This window comes from Wenzhouxiangella sediminis (assembly GCF_003410055.1).
In the GTDB taxonomy this organism is placed as follows: domain Bacteria; phylum Pseudomonadota; class Gammaproteobacteria; order Xanthomonadales; family Wenzhouxiangellaceae; genus Wenzhouxiangella; species Wenzhouxiangella sediminis.
This window is the reverse complement of record NZ_QUZK01000033.1, coordinates 53,179-72,684: the sequence shown is the minus strand read 5'-3', so window position 1 is coordinate 72,684 and position 19,506 is coordinate 53,179. Positions and strand designations below refer to the sequence as shown.

12 protein-coding genes are annotated in these 19,506 nt (G+C 65.7%); 2 read left to right on the top strand and 10 right to left on the bottom strand.

All coding sequences use genetic code 11. The features are described from left to right. The 3 genes from DZC52_RS07220 to DZC52_RS07210 all read right to left on the bottom strand — a co-directional run. A partial coding sequence (locus tag DZC52_RS07220) for a hypothetical protein (protein ID WP_220338296.1) occupies positions 1 to 362 on the bottom strand: 362 nt, incomplete at its 3' end. Positions 363 to 375: 13 nt separating this feature from the next. After that, the gene (locus DZC52_RS07215) at positions 376 to 2,262 is read right to left on the bottom strand and encodes a DUF1302 domain-containing protein (RefSeq protein WP_116650452.1); all 1,887 of its coding nucleotides are present in this window, start codon (positions 2,260 to 2,262) and stop codon (positions 376 to 378) included. A 16-nt stretch (positions 2,263 to 2,278) separates the two neighbouring features. Next, complete coding sequence (locus tag DZC52_RS07210; protein WP_116650451.1) at positions 2,279 to 4,435, bottom strand: Ig-like domain-containing protein; 2,157 nt, start codon at positions 4,433 to 4,435, stop codon at positions 2,279 to 2,281. A gap of 93 nt (positions 4,436 to 4,528) precedes the next feature. On the opposite strand from DZC52_RS07210, the gene DZC52_RS07205 reads away from it, so the two are divergent. Next, on the top strand, positions 4,529 to 5,824 hold the full coding sequence (locus tag DZC52_RS07205) for an Nramp family divalent metal transporter (protein ID WP_245960785.1): 1,296 nt from the start codon (positions 4,529 to 4,531) through the stop codon (positions 5,822 to 5,824). A 94-nt stretch (positions 5,825 to 5,918) separates the two neighbouring features. On the opposite strand, the gene DZC52_RS07200 is transcribed toward DZC52_RS07205, so the two are convergent. The 5 genes from DZC52_RS07200 to DZC52_RS07180 form a co-directional block, all read right to left on the bottom strand. After that, positions 5,919 to 7,787, bottom strand: coding sequence for a CRTAC1 family protein (locus DZC52_RS07200; protein ID WP_116650450.1), 1,869 nt, complete (start codon positions 7,785 to 7,787; stop codon positions 5,919 to 5,921). Further along, positions 7,784 to 10,564, bottom strand: a complete 2,781-nt coding sequence (locus tag DZC52_RS07195; protein WP_220338295.1) for a tetratricopeptide repeat protein — start codon at positions 10,562 to 10,564, stop codon at positions 7,784 to 7,786. Before DZC52_RS07195 ends, DZC52_RS07200 begins: the two co-directional genes overlap by 4 nt. Next, complete coding sequence (locus tag DZC52_RS07190; RefSeq protein ID WP_116650449.1) at positions 10,565 to 13,861, bottom strand: FG-GAP repeat domain-containing protein; 3,297 nt, start codon at positions 13,859 to 13,861, stop codon at positions 10,565 to 10,567. A 14-nt stretch (positions 13,862 to 13,875) separates the two neighbouring features. Continuing rightward, the gene (locus DZC52_RS07185) at positions 13,876 to 14,853 is read right to left on the bottom strand and encodes a nitrilase-related carbon-nitrogen hydrolase (protein WP_220338294.1); all 978 of its coding nucleotides are present in this window, start codon (positions 14,851 to 14,853) and stop codon (positions 13,876 to 13,878) included. A 93-nt stretch (positions 14,854 to 14,946) separates the two neighbouring features. Beyond that, the gene (locus tag DZC52_RS07180) at positions 14,947 to 16,800 is read right to left on the bottom strand and encodes a DUF885 domain-containing protein (protein ID WP_181918831.1); all 1,854 of its coding nucleotides are present in this window, start codon (positions 16,798 to 16,800) and stop codon (positions 14,947 to 14,949) included. Between the two features lie 107 nt (positions 16,801 to 16,907). Between DZC52_RS07180 and DZC52_RS15845 the strand changes: the two genes are divergently transcribed. Beyond that, positions 16,908 to 17,084 carry a DUF2256 domain-containing protein gene (locus tag DZC52_RS15845; protein ID WP_116650446.1) on the top strand — a complete coding sequence of 59 codons (177 nt, stop codon included), beginning with the start codon at positions 16,908 to 16,910 and terminating at the stop codon, positions 17,082 to 17,084. On the opposite strand, the gene DZC52_RS07170 is transcribed toward DZC52_RS15845, so the two are convergent. Both DZC52_RS07170 and DZC52_RS07165 read right to left on the bottom strand, forming a co-directional pair. Further along, positions 17,063 to 17,629, bottom strand: a complete 567-nt coding sequence (locus tag DZC52_RS07170) for a hypothetical protein (protein WP_116650445.1) — start codon at positions 17,627 to 17,629, stop codon at positions 17,063 to 17,065. The genes DZC52_RS15845 and DZC52_RS07170 overlap by 22 nt on opposite strands. Positions 17,630 to 17,722: 93 nt before the next feature. Beyond that, positions 17,723 to 19,459 carry a multiheme c-type cytochrome gene (locus DZC52_RS07165; RefSeq protein WP_147307633.1) on the bottom strand — a complete coding sequence of 579 codons (1,737 nt, stop codon included), beginning with the start codon at positions 19,457 to 19,459 and terminating at the stop codon, positions 17,723 to 17,725. Positions 19,460 to 19,506 lie beyond the last annotated feature (47 nt).

Sequence of the window (19,506 nt, the reverse complement as noted above, 5' to 3'; positions counted from 1 at the left end):
TCGGCCGCCATGCGTTCGGCTTCGGCAGCAGCCTCGGCTTCGGCCTGTCGGCGCGCCTCTTCCTCGGCCGCCATTCTTTCGGCCTCGGCCTCGGCTTCCGCCTGGGCTTCCATCTCGGCCTTCATTTCGGCTTCCATACGAGCCTGTTCGGCTTCGGCAGCATCCCGTTCAGCGGCTTCGGCTTCGGCCTGCGCCTCCGCCTCGGCCTGCTGCTCGGACTCGAAGCGGTCGGACATCGACGCCTCTTCCGACTGGGCCGGCTCCTCATCGGCGACCGGCGCCGTTCCACAGCCGACGAGAACTGCGCCCGCCAGGACGGCGGCGAAGATCGTCAGTCCGGGTTTGATGTAGTTATCTGTCATTGTGACCTCCGCTCTAGAATGAGTAGCTCAGCGAAGCCGCGAGGAAATCGCGGTCGCTCAGCAGGTTGTTCTTACCGGCACCGAAGAAACTGGTGTACGAAACGCCGGCCTGCCAGCGCGACAGGTAGCTGAAGTTCACACCCAGCGTGACCTGCTTGCGGCCTTCGATGAAATTACCGCCGGGTCCGGGGGCCACGCCGTTGACGTCGTGATTGAAGGCCACGCGAGGCGTCATGTTCCAGGCCGTGCCGAACACGTTGTTGTAGGTGGGCGCCACGACCAGGCGATAGCCCCAGCTGGTGTCGGTGACGTAGCCGCTGGTGGTGGTGATGGGGCTGCGTGAATTGCCGCCGGTCTGGCGTGACGGCCCACCGAAGGTGTCCGTACCCGACCCCTCGAAACGCAGTTCGCTCGGATCGGGCAGGTCCCATACGTGGGTCATGCCGAATTCACCGACCACGGCGATCTGGTTGGCGCCGAGCCAGTTGCCCGGACCATAAAGCTTGGTCAGGGTGAACTGGGCCTGCGAGACTTCACGACGCTCGTAACCCTGGATGAAATCACCCGGCTCGTAGTCGCCGAGCTGGCTGATGAAACGGTTGTAAGGCTCCGGGATGGCCGCGTTCAGGGGCGACAGGCCGGCATAGAGGAGCTCGACGTCGTCGATCTGGATCGGCAGGTTCTCGCGGTAGCTCACCTCGCCGCCCAGGGACCAGCCCGAAACGGTCGTGTTGAAGCTCACGCCCCACAGGTCGATATCCTCCGGATACTCCACGATGACGGCACCCGAAGACGGCGCCGAGTTGGTCACTGCCCGGCCGGACAGCACCGGCAGGCGGCTGTGATAACGCAGGTGATAGAAACCGAACTCCGTCTGGTTCAGCCAATCGGCGTAGTACCGGAAAGCCAGACCGTACTGACCGTGCTCGTCGGGCTTGTTGTCCGCCGCCCTCGGGAAGGAAGCGGCACAACCGGCACCGATGAGCTGAATCGGCAGGTTGCGATCCGACGCCCCGAAGTTGCCGTTCCGGCAGACCGTTTCATACAGGTCCGGATTATTGACGGGCTGGGGCACCAGGCCGAAGTTCAGCATGGCGTAGCGGCCACCTGCGGTGGCGAAATCATTGGTGGCGAAGTAGGTCCCCGAAGGCTCGGCTTCGACCTCGTCCCATTCACCCAGCACCAGGGCTTCCATGGAAAAGTTCGGCGTGATGCTCAAGCTGCCCCAGAGCATGTTCTGGGGAAGGAAGGCATCCTTGAGCTCGGCGCCCGCGGTGCGCAGGGCCGTCACGTCGACGGGGTTGATGACATTGATGCCGCCGGCCAGGAAGGTGCTCTCCCCCCAGCTGACCACCTGGCGCCCCAGTCGCATCGACAGGAACTGGTCGCCGAGCTCGAAGTCACCGTAGATGTAGGCATCGAGCAAGCGTGCCCGCTCACCCGCCTGGTCCTTGGCGCCGTCGGGCAGTTCGTCCATCCCGCTGAGCGTGAAGTCGTAGAAGTAGTTGCCGCGGACGAAGGCGCCGAAGTTGTCGAAGTTGATGGCCAGCTCGGAGGTGATGCGGGCCTGGTTGAAGATCGGATCCCACTGGTCGAAGTTCAGGTTGCCGTCGTCCGAGTTGGCCGAGAATCGGCCGGGCGTGGCAATCTGCTGGTCCAGCGGCAGCTGGAAGACCGTCGGGTCGAACTGGGACTTCGCAACGAAATCCGAGTCTCGTTCCTCGGCGCGAACGCCGATGCCGTAACTCACGGTCGAGTCCAGCCGGATCTCGACCTCGTCGGTACTGAAGTCGATGGCCTGTGCCTGCTGGGCTGCCAGGGCCAGACCGATGGCGCCGGCCAGGATGCCGGGCTTTAGCCCGAGACCGCGCCGACTCTTGTCAATTGCTTGGCGTTTCATGTTCGGAATCTCCCTCTCAGTCGTCGGTCTGGATGAGTGACGGATCGCCGATAACGACCGCTGCGCCACCGGATGCCACCATGCTGGCGGCCTCTCCCTGCATTTCGGCCGTCACCGCCGGATTGGCGGACGGGTCGAGCAGCGAACCGTGGCCGCCCTGCAGCAGGCGGACCGCACCGCGGATGCCCATCGGGTCCTGCGTGGTCTGCGTGATCGCATCCAGGCCCATGATCCGGATCAGCGGCTCGGTGCCCGACAGGGGCGCGCCTTCGACCGCATTCGGAACCACGGAGTCACCGGCGACCTGCTGCAGCAGCACGGAGTTCTGGGCCGTCGTCACTGCACCCCAGTTGATCGGATCGGCCGAATCGATCACCGTCTGCGCGGCCAGGAGGAACTGGTAGTAATCAGGCGAGAAGGGCTCGACGCCGGCCGATTCGAGACCGGCGCGGATGCGCGGCCCGAATGTCTCGGAGCCGGCGAGCAGGTTGGCGACACCACCGCCCGGCACGGAGAGCACACCGTTGCCCACGGTCGGCTCGACGGCCAGGAAGGGCGTACCCGCCATGGCGCCGAGCGAGATGCCGACGAAGTTGATGTTCGAACCGTCCAGGTCCGTCGTCCCGTCGCCGTCGATGTCCATCTCCGGCACGTTCAGCGCCAGCGTCGACAGGTCGATCTGCGCCTGGCGCAGGTTGTCTCGCGAAGTCAGCAGGCTCTGCAGGTTGATGAACCAGGCACCCGAACCGTCGATCATGCCGTCGGGGCCGGGAGCACCGGTCTCGTTGTTCTGCAGGTCCAGATTGAAGGTGCGCTCCATCGACGCCGGCGCGAAGGGCGTGTTGTCGATGTAGAGCGGACTGGCCTGGTCGGTGATGCCGTGCAGCGGCATGTCGATGGCGACCACCGCGAAACCCTGCGAAGCCATGGTGTCGGCCAGGGCCAGCATCTGCGAACGATTGCCGGTGATGCCGTGCTGGAAGATCACCACGGGCCAGCCCGCTTCGGGACGCGTTTGCCCGGACATTTCGTTGGGCACGGTCATCAGCATCGGAATCATCGGACGGGCGGTTTCGACCGGGAAGGGATTGGCCACCGTGACGTTCGTCGAGTCTGGGCTCAGTCCCACCTGGTCGAAGGGCGGAATGTAGTTGCCCGGCGCCGCTTCCCAGAACTCGGTCAGGGGCGCGGTCGGATTCTGCTGCGTGGGCACACCCAGGAAGTAAGGTACTTCGACGACGCCCATGTAGAGGTCGGCGATGCCCGGAGAGGCGCCCGGCGGAAGGACGTCGGCCGTGGTCAGGCAGGTATCCGGAGCGACGCAGGCCTGCGCCACCTGGCTGCTGGTCGGGCCGATGGCCGAACGCAGCTTCGAGAGCACCGGCGTGATCGACTGGGTGGTGGCCGTCGAGGACAACACGATGCTGTCACGCGCGACGCCCTGCGAGCCCGCCGCGGCCAGGTGCGTGTTGATGATCTGGCGAAGCGGTTCGAGCGCCTGGGCGGTCGGATCGTCGAGCAGCGGATCGGTGCTGTTGCCTTCGCCGTCGACCAGCGACTCGGGCCGCTTGGCCAGGAAGTAGGTCTGGGCCGGCGTGGCCGGGTTGCCGCTGGTATCCGTGATGCCGTCGGTCAGGACCGCCATGTACGCCGTCATCTCCTGCAGGGGCTGGAGCGGCACGATGGCGATGGTCTGCCCGTTGGGATCCGAAGGCGCGACCGCAGCCACATAGTCCTGGCCCGGAACCATTTCGCGGTTGACGCCGGCGACGGCCGGCTGCCCCTGCACCATGGTTACCTCGTAGAAGCGAACCGTGCTGCCCGGAACCACGCTGGCGGGATCGATCGGCGCGCTGAAGTTGAAGGTCCACGGCGCGACCGTGCTGAAGCCGTCGAGCGCGTTCATGGCGACCGCGGGATCGCTGTAGTCGGTCGGGTCGGCAACCGGGATGTTGAGCGTCAGGTCATCCGTCCCGGACAGCAGCAGCGTGTTGGGAAACGGTATGGCGCCCCCGCTTGGATCGAATACGGCGGTGATGACGCCGTCGACGGGATCGCCGTCGGGTTGGGTGGCAGGATCTTGGTCAACGGCGCGGTCCACGCTGGAACTGCCGCCGCAACCGACCAGCCACAGCAGCGCGAGCGCGGGCGCCAGGAATCGGCATGACTTCATCAGATTTCTCCCCAAAGCAGAGATGTTTTATGTATTGCTCAATACTGTCCGGTATGGCGCAGTATCGAGTTGTTCCGTCTGTATGATATGAACATGTTCTTTACTTTTGCAAGCAGCCGAGGCAGGCAGCTCCTGGCCGCCCTGGGACCGGGTTTGCTGATGGCCGGGGCAGCCGTCGGCGTGTCCCATCTGGTGCAGTCCACGCGTGCCGGCGCCGAGTACGGGACCAGCCTCCTGGCGCTGGTCCTGCTGGCGTGCGTGTTCAAATACCCCTTCCTCGAATTCGGCCCGCGTTACGCGGCGGCAACCGGCGAGAACCTGCTGCAGGGCTACCGCCGCCTGGGCCGCTGGGCACTTGGGCTGTTCGTGATCATCACCCTGGGCACGATGCTCATCATCCAGGCCGGGGTGACGGTGGTGGCGGCGGGCCTGGCGGGGCTCGTTTTCGGGCTCGAGGCTTCCATCACGCAGCTTTCAGCCGGCGTACTGATCGGTTGCCTGGCCATCCTGGCGATCGGGCGCTACAGCGGACTCGACCTGATGATGAAGATCATCATGGCCGCGCTGGCAGTTTCCACCGTGGCTGCCGTGGCGCTCGCTCTCGGAAGCGAACCGGATTGGGGCGCACTCGACCCGCTCGCCAATCTCGATGCCGTCTGGACGGCGAGCGGCTTCGCCTTCGTGCTGGCGCTTCTCGGCTGGATGCCCATCCCGCTGGACGTGGCCGCCTGGCATTCGCTGTGGACGCTCGAGCGAGCCGAACAGACCGGCCATCGACCCAGCGTTCGGCATGCCGTCATCGACTTTCAGATCGGCTACGCCGGCGCCACCGTCCTGGCCGTGCTGTTCCTGCTGCTGGGCGCCCTGATGCTCCACGGTAGCGGAGAAGCCCTGCCGCAATCGGGCGTGGCCTTCGCCGGCCGCCTGGTCGACCTCTACGCGCAGACCCTCGGGGAATGGTCGCGATCGATCATCGCCGTTGCCGCGCTGACGACCATGTTCTCGACCACGCTCGCAGTCACCGACGCCTACCCGCGTGCTCTGCGGGCACTGATCGAGATGAGCGGCGTCGCCACCGATGAGGGCTCGGCCGAACACAAGCACCGCGCCCGCTACATCGGTGCGCTGCTGCTGGTCTCCACGGGCGCCCTGCTGGTCATCCACTACTTCGTGCAGCGCTCATCCGGGTTCACCGCCTTGATCGATTTCGCCACCACCGTGTCCTTCCTGGCGGCTCCGGTCATCGCCTGGCTCAACCTGAAACTGCTGACCAGCGAACACACCCCGGCCGAGCATCGGCCGCGCGGAGCGCTGCTCGCCCTGGCGCATGCCGGCCTGTGGTTCCTGGTGACCTTCTGCGCGATCTGGATTGCCTGGCGACTGGCCTGAAGGGATCGGACCGAAAGCCGGTCGGCGCGATGTGACGGGCATTCTCGAGAACCTGCCGCGCCGACGTGACGTGCTGGTGATCGGCTGGCGAGGATCAGTCGCCTCTTGCGGGATGACGGACAATGAGCAGGCGATCGACGCCGATATCCGACATTGTCTGCTCGACCCCACCGGGCCAGACGATATCGATGCGCTCGACGTGATCGACTTCGCCGAGGCCGAAAGTGAGCGGCATCTCCACCTGGGAGAGATAACCACGGGCCGGCATCAAAGTTCGATACTGCGATACGCCGTTCGCTTGCAGCCTCACTCGCGCGCCGATGGCGCCCGTGTTCTGCTCCGGACCCTCCAGGCGGATGCGCAACCAGTGATTGCCGTTATCGAGATCGTTGCGCAGCAGCAAGGGCCGACCGCCGACCTGGGTAAGCACGACATCGAGATCGCCGTCGGCGTCGATGTCGGCGTAGGCCGCGCCGCGGCCGACGATGGGAGTCGAAAGATCGCCGGTCCGGGCGCCGGGCACGGGCTGGTAGGTGCCGGGGCAGTCCGCGCCGCAATTCCAGAACAACTGTGCGGCCTGGCGGTAGTTCTGGCTGGCCTGCACCTGGTTGATTTCGTTCTCCACGTGTCCGTTGGCTTGCAGGAAGTCCAGCCGACCGTCGAGCTCGTAGTCGAAGAAGAACACGCCGAAGGTCAGGGCCGCTCGGGTGGCGGAGCCGAGTCCTTCGCCAATGGCCTGGTCGACGAACTGCGGCAGGACACCGTGCGACACGTAGAAGGAAGTCATTTCGTTGGCAAAGTTGCCGATGGCCACGGCCGTTGACTGGTCATTGCGGTGGCGGGCCGCATCGACACCCATCGCGCCGGTCGCCATGCCGTTGCGGTCGAAGCCCAGGCCCCACTCGGTGCCCACCTCTTCGAAGCGGCCTGTGCCGTCATTGTGGAACACGAAGTTCTGAACCGTATCGTTGGCGACCACCAGGTCCATCCAGCCGTCGCCGTCGAGGTCGACCGGCCTCACGGCCAGGCCCTTGCCGACGGGCTCGCCGGTGGCGGGGTTTCGCACGTCGAGACCGGCAGCGCTCCCCACCTCTTCGAATCGCCCTTCGCCGTCATTGCGATAAAAGTAGTCGCGCGTACCAGCGAAGTTCATCGGCGGACCGTATGCGCGGCCGATACCGGTCAGGCGATAGTCCACCTCCAGGTCGATCTCGCGCGACCACTGAACGTAATTGACCACGTACAGGTCGAGATCACCGTCGTTGTCGGCATCGAAGAAAGCCGCGCTGCTGCTCCAGCGATCAGCCTCACCAGCGACCCGCGCCTCGTCGGTGACCTCGACGAACCCGTCGACGCCGTTTCGGAACAGGCGGTTGCCGCCGACGGCCGTGGCAAAAACGTCGACCCGGCCGTCACCGTCGTAGTCGCCCACGGCCACGCCCATTCCCTGGAAGTGCACGCCGTCGAATCCGACTTCGGTAGTGACTTCCCGGAAGTGTCCCGCGCCGTCGTTCTCGTACAGCCTCAAAGCGTTCGGACGAGGCGCCGCGCTCTCCGGGGCAAAGGACCAGCGATCGCCGTTGACGAACAGCAGGTCAGTGCGACCGTCATCGTTGTAGTCGAAGAACGCCACCCCGCCTCCCATCGTCTCGGGCAGCATGCGATCGCCATAAGCACCGTTGAAATGAATGAAATCGATGCCGGCCGCCCGCGTGATGTCGACAAATCGCGCAACCGGCGGTTCGGGCAACCCCGATGGCTCCAGCAGTTGCCCCAGCTCGATCTCGGCCTCCAGCACTGCAGGCTCTGGCTCGCGCTCCTGCCACCATCGAAGCACCAGGAAGCCGACGACGAATGCCAGGGCAACGGCAACAATTACCATCGACCATGCGAACACGCGGCCGATGATCGCGTCGTCCTGCTCGAGGGATTCCTCTTCGAATCCGGTGTCGTGCTTGTTCATGGTTGCTCGATCCGCTCGATCACTTCGGGAACACCAAGCGGAAACGCATCGGCGCCTTCCCGGTGCAAGTCATAGATCACCACCGGGTCGGCGGCATGGTCGGCGGCGGGATCCCGTCGCCGGGCAGCGGCGATGGCCCGGTCGCGCGCATTGTCGTCCACGCGGTAGCGCTGGTATTCGCTCGAATGCCAGGCTGCGCCCTCGGGATCGCCGAGTTCGCCGGCCACTTGCGCCAGGTTGTAGTGCGCCGCGGCATTCTCGGGATCCTGCACCAGGGCGCGGTCGAACCACTGCCTGGCGGCGCGCAGTGCATCAAGCCGGGCCTCGCCGCCGCGTTGACTGGCCAGTTCTCGCCAGGTCAGTCCAATGCGGTTGAGCAGGCGATAGTCGCGGGAGAAGTCGAAACCGCGACGGCGCGCTTCGTTGAAACGCGTATCGGCCAGCGCCTCGAAGGCTTCCAGGGCCGCCTCGAAGCGCCCTTCCTGGAAGAGCAACAGACCGCTGAACCAGGCCAGCGACCAGGCCGGGGGCGGATCATCATGATCGGCCGCTCGCTGGAGCGCTTCAGCTGCCTCGTCCAGGCGGCCCTCCTCCAGGTACACGCGCGCCAGGTTGAGAGCGCCGGCACTTTGCCCGAGCGCCTCGACCAGCTTGAACGACTCTTCAGCCTGGCGAAGCTGGCGGCGCTGGGGCTTTCTGAGCGCGCCGATTCCGTAGTCGTTGAGCCGCTGCCACTGCGGGATGTCCCGATCGGCGACAGTGACCGGGCGGGCGGCGCGGCCCACAGGGAAGCTGACCTCGTCTTCGGCAAGCACGGTGATCGGCAGGTCGTTGCGCGCAAATGGCGGCCCGTCGACGTGCCGCATCAGGGCCACGTCGAACTTCCGGTAGTGAACGCGGGCACGCACCGTCAACTCGCCCTCGATCGATTCCGGCACGGCCAGGCGGTAATGGACGACATCGGCCGCGCCCGGGGGAATCTGGTGGTTGTAGAGCGGCACGAAGATGTCTTCGGGGTTGCGCCGTTCGATGCGGTTGCCATCGCGGTCGAGCACATAGGCATTGATGAAGTGCGACCAAGGGTCGACGCGGTGCTCATCCCGCTCGATTCCGCCGCTGCGAGCGATGATGCGACCGTCGTGCTCGACCTCGACTTCGACCCAGACCTGGTTGGAGTCGGCCGTGCCCTGCGTGAAGTGGTGCCCCATTCCCGTCGTTCGAACCACGGTCTCGAGGAGATACTCTCGACCGGGCTGCAGGGCCGGGACGTCGGGGCGGATGGGCGCGACCAGCGGTCCATCGATACGCCCTTCCTCACGTAGCGCAACCAGGTCGACGCGCAGCGCCTTCTGCAGAAATGCTTGATGCGATTCCACCACTTCCCCGGGCAGGCCGACCATGCGCGGAATGGCGGTATTGGCGGCCGGAAACATGTGATCGTGAACGCTGTAGAAGTCGTCTTCGCCTCGTCGGCGGGCGCCGAAGTCGTCGGAAGCCACCGTCGGCATATGACAGCCTGAACAGTTCTCCTGGGCCTGCTCCGGATAGTAGAAGCTGCTTACGCCGTGTCCGGACACGCCGCTGAGCAGGAAGGAATCATAGTGATTCTGGCCGCGGAGCCACTTGTAGTCGTTGAGGTGCTCGGGCAAGTGGACCTTGTGGCAGGTACCGCAGAACTCGGGCTCGCGGTGCAGCGGTTTCAGGAAGGTCTTCTTGTGGAAGGCCGGCTTGGCCTTGATCAGCTGCGCATTGACCCACTGCAACAGGGAATCTTCGCTGAAGGCGAACGGATAGTGCACCGGCTCCTCGACGGTGAAGTCGCCGTTGCCGCGCGGGCTGTTGACGTTGGTGATGGCGTGACAGGAAGTGCAGGTGATGCCCGCATGCGCCGTCGGGTGATTGACGTCGTCGTAGTCGGGATCGTCGAAGGCGCCCGAAAGCAGGGGCACCAGGTCATGGCAGCCGGCACAGAAGCGCGCCGCTTCCACGTTGCCGTCGCGCTCGAGGGCGAACTCTCGCGTGTTGCGTACCGACATCAGGTAGACCGGATTGTTGAACGATGCCCAACGGTGCATGCTGTTCTGCCACTGGGCGTGCACGTCGGCGTGGCAGTCCGCGCAGTACTCGTCCATCATCAGGGTCTCGGCCGGTATGAAGTCGCCGGTGGCCGAACGCGTCAGGGCCGGACGAAAATCGGCCTCGCCATACTGCCCCGGGCGGTTCCACTGGCGCGGATCCTGGGACTGCAGCGCGACCAGGCCGAGGGCGAAGGCGGCACCGAGACCGGCCACAACCAGCCCGGATCGCCACCGGATGCGCGGGCCGGCCAGTCGGTGGAGGACGAACAGCCAGATGCAGACCAGCGGCACCAGCACGTGCAGCCAGTAGGCGCCCGCGCGAACCACTTCGCTGCGCACCTGGAAGAAATCGAAACGCACCAGCGCAAGGCCGCTGACCAGCAGGACCAGCACTGCCGCGAACAGGCCCAGGCCGGCGTAGACCGCTCGCCGGTTGGGCCGGCTCCAGGTATTGCGCATGTGTACGCCGATGAACACCAGCGCAGGCACGACGAGCATCAGCCCGAAGACCAGGTGGAACAGGAACATCAGTTGGTAGGTGTAGTCCTGGTAGGTTTCGCCGGACAGATGCTCGACCAGCGTGATGCCGCCCAGGTAGACCGAGTTGACCAGCAGCAGCGCAAAAAGCCCCAGCACGGCCACCAGCAGCCATCGAAGGCGCGGGCCGACGGCCTTGCGCGGACGCTTGCGTTGTGTCACTCAGTATCCTCCCCGAAAGCGCGTCAACTTGCCCCGACCCGCGGTGTCGTCCTCGGACGGATTCGAAGACCCCGGCAGCGGGCCGACGGTTTCGCCGTCGCGGGTGTAGAGGTCCATGTCCTTGGCGTAGCCGCGAATTTCGAGAATCACCTCCCGACGAAACCCCTCCGGCGCTGCCGGCGGCGCGGCGAACTCGAACAACACTTCCTCGCCCGGGCCCAGTACGGCGAAACGGTCGTCGGCCTCGCCGACCAGGTCCCCGACCGGGCCGAATGCCGTGTAATAACCGGTCGGTGCCTTGGTGTCCCAGAACGGGCTTCGATCCGAATAGTCGTAGTAAGGCCGCCGCTGATCCAACGTGTCGCGCCGGGCGAAACCGGGGCGACCCAGGCGCGCACGCTCGACGTCGAGCACGCGTACGGTGGCCGAGCCGGGCGCCGGCTCCGCGTGGGCGACAGCAACGCGATCGAAGTAGATTTCCAGGTTGGTGCGAAGCCGCAGCGCGGTCGTGCCCGCCGGCAGGCCGTCGAGCGGCAACGACATCTCCCGCGGCATGCCGGCCGGGTAACCGAAATGCCGGTAGACGGTCTGCCATTGCCCCCCGGCGCGCGCCTCCAGGGTCGGCGCGGCGTATGCCGCATCCGCCTGCCAGGCCGAGAAGACGGTCTGCGAATACGGGTACTCGACCCAACCGTCGATGATCAGCACCGGACGGCTGCCGTCCGGATTGATGGGGCGGCCGAAGTCCAGCGTCAACAGGTGTTCCTCGGTGAGCCGTCCGATGAATCGGCGGTCGCGTTCGCCCAAGGGAGCGGCCTCGAAATCGGCCTTGCGCACGGCCTCGGTCACGTCTTCTCCGCGCTCGTTCGTGGCACGCCCGACCGACAGGAGGGAGGCATCCCGATAGTAGACCGCCGCCCCCGTCGGCGCCGGCCCGCCTCCGGTGTGCAAGCGTTCGTCCAGGGTCACCGACCAACCCGGGGGCAAGTCATGCACATGCAAACGCGCCTGGTCCAGGTAAGCGACCTCTTCCATCGGTTCGCCAATGCGGATCGCGTAGTAGCCGTCACGAGGCGCAATGCTGCCCTCGGGAAAGCGGAAATACTCCCACGGCCTCGGCTCGGAATACTGACCGGGCGCCTGGAAGAACCCGATGCCGGCCACGCCGAGCAGGTCGGAAACGAATTCGAAGCGCTCGCCGTCGAAGGCGAACAGCACCGGGCAACTGGCGAGCTGACGCTGCGTTTCCGGGATTCGATGGACCTGACCGGCGGCCAGCGCCATCTCGGTCTGCAGAACGCCGTCGCTCCAGTGCAGCCGCACGAAGTCGAGCCGGTCATCGCCGGCCAGGCCGAACGCGACCGGTTGCAGGCTCTGGCCCGGCGCGGCGTGCCGGTCATAGGTATCGGCCAGCGCCCAGCGATCGCCAAAGCGCGCGACGATGCCGGTTCCGATGCCCGAGGCGTTGGAGCGCATGCCGTCGGCACGCTCGGAGCGGCCGGTCGGCGCGATGGCCAGGAATTCATGGCGACCCGGACCTGCCGGCCAGATCCGCAGCCGACGATCGCCCTGCACGCTCACCAGGCCGGCGAGCGCGGGTCCCCTTGCCGGCGTCATCAGGATTGGCGTCAGAGCCCGGAGAACCGCGGATTCCGATGCAATCGACTCCAGCCGGACCGGATCGGGCCGGAAGGCCAGCACCTCGAATCCGTCCGCGTGGTGCACCAGGAGTTCGGGCTGTCCGTTGCCGGTCAGATCCAGGGCCGCCAGAGACGCGCTCGCGGGCGAGTCCATCTCGATCCTCGCCAACGCTTCTGCCTGCCAGAGACCGTCGTCGCCGGGCCGCCAGCGGTCGATGCCGCCGTCGGGTCGAAGTCCGATCAGGGCCGGCTGGCCGCTGGCCTCGAAATCGGCCACCGTCACCGAAACCGCAGGCGACTGCCTGAATGCCTGGAACGCATCGGTCTCGCGATAGCGCCAGAGCCGATCGTTGAGGAGCACTTGCTGCGGCGATCGATCGTGCCAGGCGACGAGATCGCCGTCGCGATCGGAATCCAGATCGGCCGCCAGGATTCCGCGACTGCCATCATGGCCGGCCAGCATCGCCTCGGTCGTCTGAGCGAGGGCCCGCCAGCTGCCGTCGAGGTTGTTGCTGTAGAGCTCGTTGGGGGCATCGGCATTGACCACGAAAACGTCGAGGTCGCCGTCGTGGTCGGCGTCGAACATTCCGACATCGGCGCAGTCGCCGCCATCGTCGACATCCCCCGCCCCGGGCGCCGGACGCCATTCGTCGTTGCCCGACAGAAGAAGATTCGGGCCGGTCCGGCACAGGTAGACATCCAGCCGACCGTCATTGTCGACGTCGCCCCAGGCTGCAGCCCGTACGCCGTCGAGACCGGCCAGGGGGTGTGAATCAGCGCTTTCGAATCCCTCTTCACGTCCGAGCAGCACGAGCGTGGCGACGGGGTCGGAGACGAACAGGTCGAGTCGGCCGTCGCCGTCGATATCGGCGGTCGTCAGCGAGACCCGGTCACCGCCGGGCGGCAGCGTGGCCGCATCGCGCGAAGCGCCGAACAGGGCGCCTTCCGGCGGCTCGGCGTTGCTCTGGGGCGACTCGCCCGAGACAGCCTTGGCCTCCGCCAGCGGCCCCATTCGCGTATACCGGAACTCGGCGAGATGGGCGCGGGGATTGTCGGCAAAGCGCTGGTAGGCGGCGAGCTGCTCGCCGGCGCGCTCCGTGCGGCCCGCCTGCCGCAACACCAGGGCTGCCCCATAGTAGGCACTACGCAGGTAAGGATCGAGCACGATTGCCCGCTCGTAGAGTTCCAGCGCCTCCTCGTTGCGGCCGAGCTGGGCCAGGGCCTGCGCCGCAAAATAGGCCGCGTAGGCATCCCGGGGCGCGGCCTCGCGGACCGCCCTGAAATGCGGCAAGGCGCGTTCGGTTTCGCCGAGATAGAAGCGCATCAAACCGGCGACATAGTGGGCGCGAACATGGCCGGGATCTTCTTCGAGTACGGACTCGACCTCCGCCAGGGCCCGGCGCTCGTCACCTTCCTCCTGCCTGTTGAGGATCGCGATCGCCTCGTTGACGCGCACTTCCAGCCAGCCGGGATGGGCATCGGCGAGCTCGGCGAAGACCTGCCTGGCTTCCTCGTTGCGATACTGTCCCATCAACCCGACGCCGCGGTTGTTCTGCTCTATAGCAGCGGGCGGCAACTCGGACCCGGAGGGCTGGCAGCCGGCCAGCAGGATGAACAACAGGGCGGCGGACCAGCGGGCAATCCAGTTACGGGTCATGACGAGCCTTTCAGTCAGGGCAGGGTTTTCTTGGCGGCCGCGATGCGCCGGCCGGCCGCCTCGATGCTGAGATCGGCCGCGCCGGCCGGCGCCAGCCGCGTCGCTCGCGCATAGTCGTGAACTTCGGCCCGGTAATGCGCACGGGTGTCGTGCCCCCGTCGACGGGTGCGTTCATGACGAAGCGTTTCGATGTCGATCGGCGCGACCACGACCTTCTCGCCGGGTCCGGGATCGGCCTGGGCGAGAATCCGTCCGTCGTAGTCCACGGCCATCGAGCCGCCCGGCCAGGAGAACGGCGGGTAGTGATGCATCTCCGCGCCCTGGTTGGCGGCCACCACATAGGCGGTGTTCTCCAGCGCACGAGTGCGATTGACCAGCGTCCACCAGTCGGTTGGCTGCTGCGTGCCCCAGGGATCCATGTAGGCGGAGACGCGAATCAGCACTTCGGCGCCGCGAAACGCCAGCTCGCGAATCGTCTCCGGAAACAGCCAGTCGTAGCAGATGGCAACGCCGAGACGGCCGATTTCCGTGTCGACCACGGGAAACGGATCGTCGAGATAGCCGGGCAAGTCGTGCGGACTCGCGTGGACTTCCCAGGGAATCCAGGGATTCACCTTCCGGTATTTCGAAAGGATGCCGTCGGGACCGATCAGCAGGGTCGTGTTGAATACCACGCCAGGCCAATCGTCATCCCGTTCGAGAAAGGTGCCCGTCTGGATGAAGCAGCCGTACTTCTTGGCGAGCCGCTCGTAGAAGTCCGTGTGCTCGTTGGGGAGCGCCACGGCCACGGTATCGAGAAGTTTCCCGGGGTTGTCGTGAACGGGCACGGCGTGGGCGAATTCGGGAAAGACCAGCAGCCGGACGTCGAAGAACGGCTCGTATCCGATGATCGTCTGTTCGACGATCTCGCCCATGCGACGCACCCGATCGGCGATTTCATCGCGATGGGCGGGCGCAGGAAAGTTGGTCTGGCAGGCAGCAGCGTAATACACGTTCGGGCTTCGCGGGAGAAGGACGGCGCTCAAGCATATCACTCGGCCGCCGTCGATGGACCCGCAACGAACGCGGGCATCGCGCGCACATGTCTACAGCGCGGTGCCGGAAGCCCCCCGCTTCGTGGTGCGTTCGATCCAGTCGTCGACGACGCGATCGAGCAGGGCCAGAGGCATGGCGCCGTTGTCGAGAATCACGCGGTGGAAATCGCGAATGTCGAAATCGTCGCCCAGTGCCTCGGCGGCCCGCTGGCGCATGGCCTGGATGCGGAGCATCCCGATCTTGAAAGAGCAGGCCTGGCCCGGAATGACCAGGTAGCGCTCGATCTCGGCAACCACGTCGGTCATCGGCATGCCGGTCACCGAATGCATATAGCCGATGGCGCGCTCGCGCGACCAGCGGTGATGATGCATGCCGGTGTCGACAACCAGTCGCACGGCTCGGAACAGCTCGGCGCGCAGGCGGCCCAGGTCGCTGAACGGGTCATCGTGAAAACCCATCTCGGCGGCCAGACCTTCGGCGTAGAGCGCCCAACCCTCGGCGTGTGCGTGCAGGCTCAAGCTTCGGCGAAAGTCCGGTACGTTCTCCATCGCCTGCATGCGGGTGATCTGGAGATGATGCCCGGGGATGGACTCGTGGTAGGCCAGCGTGCGCATGGCATAGCGCGGGTGCTCATCGACCGAGCGCAGGTTGACGAAAAACTGGCCCGGCCGGCTGCCGTCGACCGACGGGCGCATATAGTAGGCGCCGAAAGCGGTGGCTTCGCGATACGCGGGCACGCGCCTGACCTCGATCGGCGCGGCCGGCCCTTGGTGGAACCAGCCGTCCAGGCCGTCCTCGATCTCGGCGACGATCTCGCGGTAGGCGGCCAGGATGCGCCCGCGGCCGGCATCGGAATCCTCGAAAAGGAATCGCGCCTCCCCGTTGAGGGCGACCATGCGTTCACCCACCGTGCCTTCGCAATAGCCCTGGCCGCAGAGCAGCTCATCCATTCTTGCCGAGATGCGATCCACCTCGTCGAGCCCGAGCTGGTGAATGACCTCCGGGCCGAGATCGGTGGTGGTGTGCCCCTCGAGCAGCCAGCGATAGTAGGCATCGCCGTCCGGCAGTCGCCAGACGCCGTCATTGGTCGGCTCGAGCGCGAGCAGGCCTTCCAGGTAGTCGGCCAGGTGATGATAGGCCGGCACGACCTGTTCCCTGACCACGGCGGCCAGTTCGGCCTCCAGTCCCTCTCGACGTTCGGCCGACAAAGCGCCGCTGCGATCGGCCCGCGCCACAATCTCGGTCACCAGCGGATTGTCCTCGGCCGCACCGTCGACGAATGCGCGCGCATCGCGCATGGTCTTTTCGATGGCAAAACGCGGCGGCACGATGCCGCGCTCTACGCGATGCTGAACGACTTCGACCGCGCCCGCGAAAACGTCGGGGAAGCGTTTCAGGCGTTCGATGTAGAAGTCGACGTCGGCATCGTTGCGCAAGGGATGCTGGCCGGTCATGTAGCCCGGCAGCATGTTGTGGAAGGACATCAACTGATTGACCGGGTAGTCGTGCCAGACGAAAGAAGCACCCTCGACCTGATGCTCGAGCTGCCAGGCCATGATGTCGCGCGACAAGGCGTCCTGACCGTCGAGTGAATCTCTGTCGAAGTCCCGGAGCGTCTCCAGGTGCTGCCGCGCCAGGGCGAGTTCGCGTTGGGTCTTGTCGACCGAGGGCACATCGAGCCTGCCGAGATATCGTTCCTCTTCGGCCGTTCCCAGCGTGTGGGCAGCCATGGCCTGCGGACTCAGCGCCCGCCTTTCGGACTCGACACGCTCGAAGAAGGCGTTCAGTGCGACGCGGGATTCCCGGCCTCCCCCTTCCCCTTCACCCGTTTGAGAAACCGGACTGCAGGCCACCGCCATGATCATGGCTGCGAAGAGGGAGAGGACTATGAAAATTCGGGGCATCGGCATCGTCCGGTCGGCAAGGTCGGTCAGCATACCCGACGCGTGTACCGGCCAGAATACTGGAGGATTCACCCGCTCGTGAATGCCCGCGTGATCGACTATACGGTGTGAAAAAGTCCGAACTGCCAACTCGCATCTGCGTTGTCTGCAAGCGCCCGTTCACCTGGCGTCGCAAATGGCGCGATTGCTGGGACGAGGTTCGTTACTGCTCCAAACGGTGCAGCAGTGAAGGCCGGCGGCGCAATCGACAGACCCGCAGTGATCAGAAGTCGCCGCCGGGCTGACCTTCACAGCTGTCGACCATCGTCGGCGCGCCTGGATCGTCACTGGCCACCCAGCACTGCCCGAGCGTCGAGCAATAACAGACTTCAGCGGACCATCTCGACAGCAGGCGATTGAGGACGTCGATGGCATCGTCGCTCTCTTCGGCCGGATAACGCAATTCGAACGGACGAACGGATGCGCCGGCCGCAACGACCCGGCCTGTCAGGGAGGTCCTCGACAAGTCGGCGCCGGGAGGCATCAATGCCCGCAGCGCATCGAGATCTTCCACCGGCGAGTCGTCGTGGCGGATGGTCACTCGTTCCACCAGGGCGGGGCCGACCCCGGCATTCTGGACGCTGAGACCGATCGCCAGGGTGCCGTTTTCCAGGGAAGCGAATCCATCGACCTGCAGCGCCGGCCAGATCGAGGCCCGGATCTCCTCGCGCATGACCCGGCTCTGGTCGAAGCTGACGAACAATGCGGCGACGCCGACCACAATGGCGGTGATCGACCCCACGGTCTCGAAGTGCTGGTGCCAGGGGCGCCTGGCGCTGGAACGGTTCATCCCGGATCGTCTCTCGGACGGCGACTCAGGCTCGCAGTCTACTCCGTATCACGAATGACGACGCTCGCGGCCGGACTTCAGGCACGCATCGGCTCACGAGCCGAAGCGGTCGAAGAAGATGCGGTCCAGGTCACCTTCCGTCAGGCTACGGGTGATCGTCTGATCCTCGACCACCCGCTCCCAGGGCTCATCGAAGTCCTGTTCGGTCCAGCCCTTGGTTACCGCGATTTCACGCCAGACCCGGCGGTAGACCACGCGGGCCCGCACCGCCAGTTCGTCGCCGGGCAACGCGGTGGGCGGCAGTTCGAAGGAGAACCGGCCGAGATCCGTCTGCCCGGGCGGAATCGTGCTGTGGGACACGAGCGCATCAGCATCGATGAAATTGACGGGGCTGACCACCGGACCTTCGCCGTTGATACGCCCTTCCAGAACGTGCGCATAACCTCGACCGGCGAGCCCGCCGAAGTCACCGGGCTGGACGCCCGGTTCGGCATCATTCGCCCAGCCGGGCACCTGGTCGCCGGCGACCTGAACGAGAGCCTCGCCGTTGAGTGAGACCTCGACGACCAGCATGGCATTGCGCACGTCCACGCCCGTCGGCCAGTCATGCCCGGTCACCCGGTTGTGAACCCGGGTGACGATTTCCACCCTGGCTCCGGTCGGCTCGATCTCGACCTCCAGTTCGACAGGATCGCCGAGCACACCCGAATAGACGCCCGGGAAACTGTGGTCATGACGCTGTTCGGCGGGGCGTTGCGGTGCCGCACCGATGGCGGCGATCGGTCCCGGCGCGTCGGCCTCCGGCATGTGACAGGTCTGGCACTGCACGCCGGCGGCGGCTGCGGGAGAACCCAGCCATTCACTGTAGGTGTCCTGGCCGGGCGCACCGGTCTCCGGGTTCTCGTACTCGTGGCACTGTGCGCACATCTTCGACGTCTTGAAAAACGGGGCATAAGCCGCCCGCATCTGCCCGAAGCCAACATCGTCAAGCGGCCCCCAGACATGCTCGTGGGTCACTTCATTGCCGCCGCGAAAAGAGAGGGGGAACCGGAACTCGGAAGTGCCCAACAAGTGAATCGACTCGATGTCATCGTTGATGACGTGGAGCTGGTGGCAGCTGGTGCAGGTCACACCTTCCAGCCCGGCCGCGGTCGAGGTTTCGTTGAATTTCACGCCGCCGGGATCGGCCGGGTTCTCGTTGGGCGAGTGGCAGGTCGCGCAGAACCCCGTGTCTTCAGCGTCGTGCAGTTCGGTGAACACGTAGCCGTCGGCCTCGGGGCCGGTGCCGTCCCCGGTGCCGTCTCCAGAGTAGAGATCGCGCACGCGCACATTGACCGCCGCCCGCGAGTGATTGCTCTCCTGCCACTGGGCGTACTGCTCGGTATGACAGCTGCCGCAGCCTTCCGGAGGCGCGCCCACGATGGGCTGGTAGTCCACGTTCTCCTGGTCGGGGATCGGCCGCAGCGAAATGACGATGTCGTCGCCCTCGTCGGCGAGATCGACTTCGGTTTCGTAATTGACCGGAGCGTCGACGGAATACGGCAAGGCAGCCGCAACGGGCACGTTGGTCGCACCGGCGGACACCGGCAGCGCAAATTGCCCCTGGGCGTCGGTGATCACGACATCGAGGGCGGGACGGGCCTGCTCGTGGACTCTCGCGCCGACCACGGGCTGGCCGCTGTCGGCATCGATGACCCGGCCGGTGATTTGCTGCGCCAGGGCCGCCGGAACCATGGTGACGAGCCAGAACGCCAACAGCAAGCGGGGGCCCGGCTGGGCGTTCAATCGGGCGCGGCAGCGCGCGCTTTCAACTCTGGCATTGGAGGCCACGGGCAATTCCTCGAATCAGGGAAAAGACCCTTTTACATTAGCACTAG

Coding starts and splice junctions, on each gene's coding strand:
- DZC52_RS07180 (WP_181918831.1), bottom strand. CDS start 16,800: ATGCCCCGAATTTTCATAGTCCTCTCCCTCTTCGCAGCCATGATCATG.
- DZC52_RS07190 (WP_116650449.1), bottom strand. CDS start 13,861: ATGACCCGTAACTGGATTGCCCGCTGGTCCGCCGCCCTGTTGTTCATC.
- DZC52_RS07205 (WP_245960785.1), top strand. CDS start 4,529: ATGTTCTTTACTTTTGCAAGCAGCCGAGGCAGGCAGCTCCTGGCCGCC.
- DZC52_RS07215 (WP_116650452.1), bottom strand. CDS start 2,262: ATGAAACGCCAAGCAATTGACAAGAGTCGGCGCGGTCTCGGGCTAAAG.
- DZC52_RS07200 (WP_116650450.1), bottom strand. CDS start 7,787: ATGAACAAGCACGACACCGGATTCGAAGAGGAATCCCTCGAGCAGGAC.
- DZC52_RS07210 (WP_116650451.1), bottom strand. CDS start 4,435: ATGAAGTCATGCCGATTCCTGGCGCCCGCGCTCGCGCTGCTGTGGCTG.
- DZC52_RS07170 (WP_116650445.1), bottom strand. CDS start 17,629: ATGAACCGTTCCAGCGCCAGGCGCCCCTGGCACCAGCACTTCGAGACC.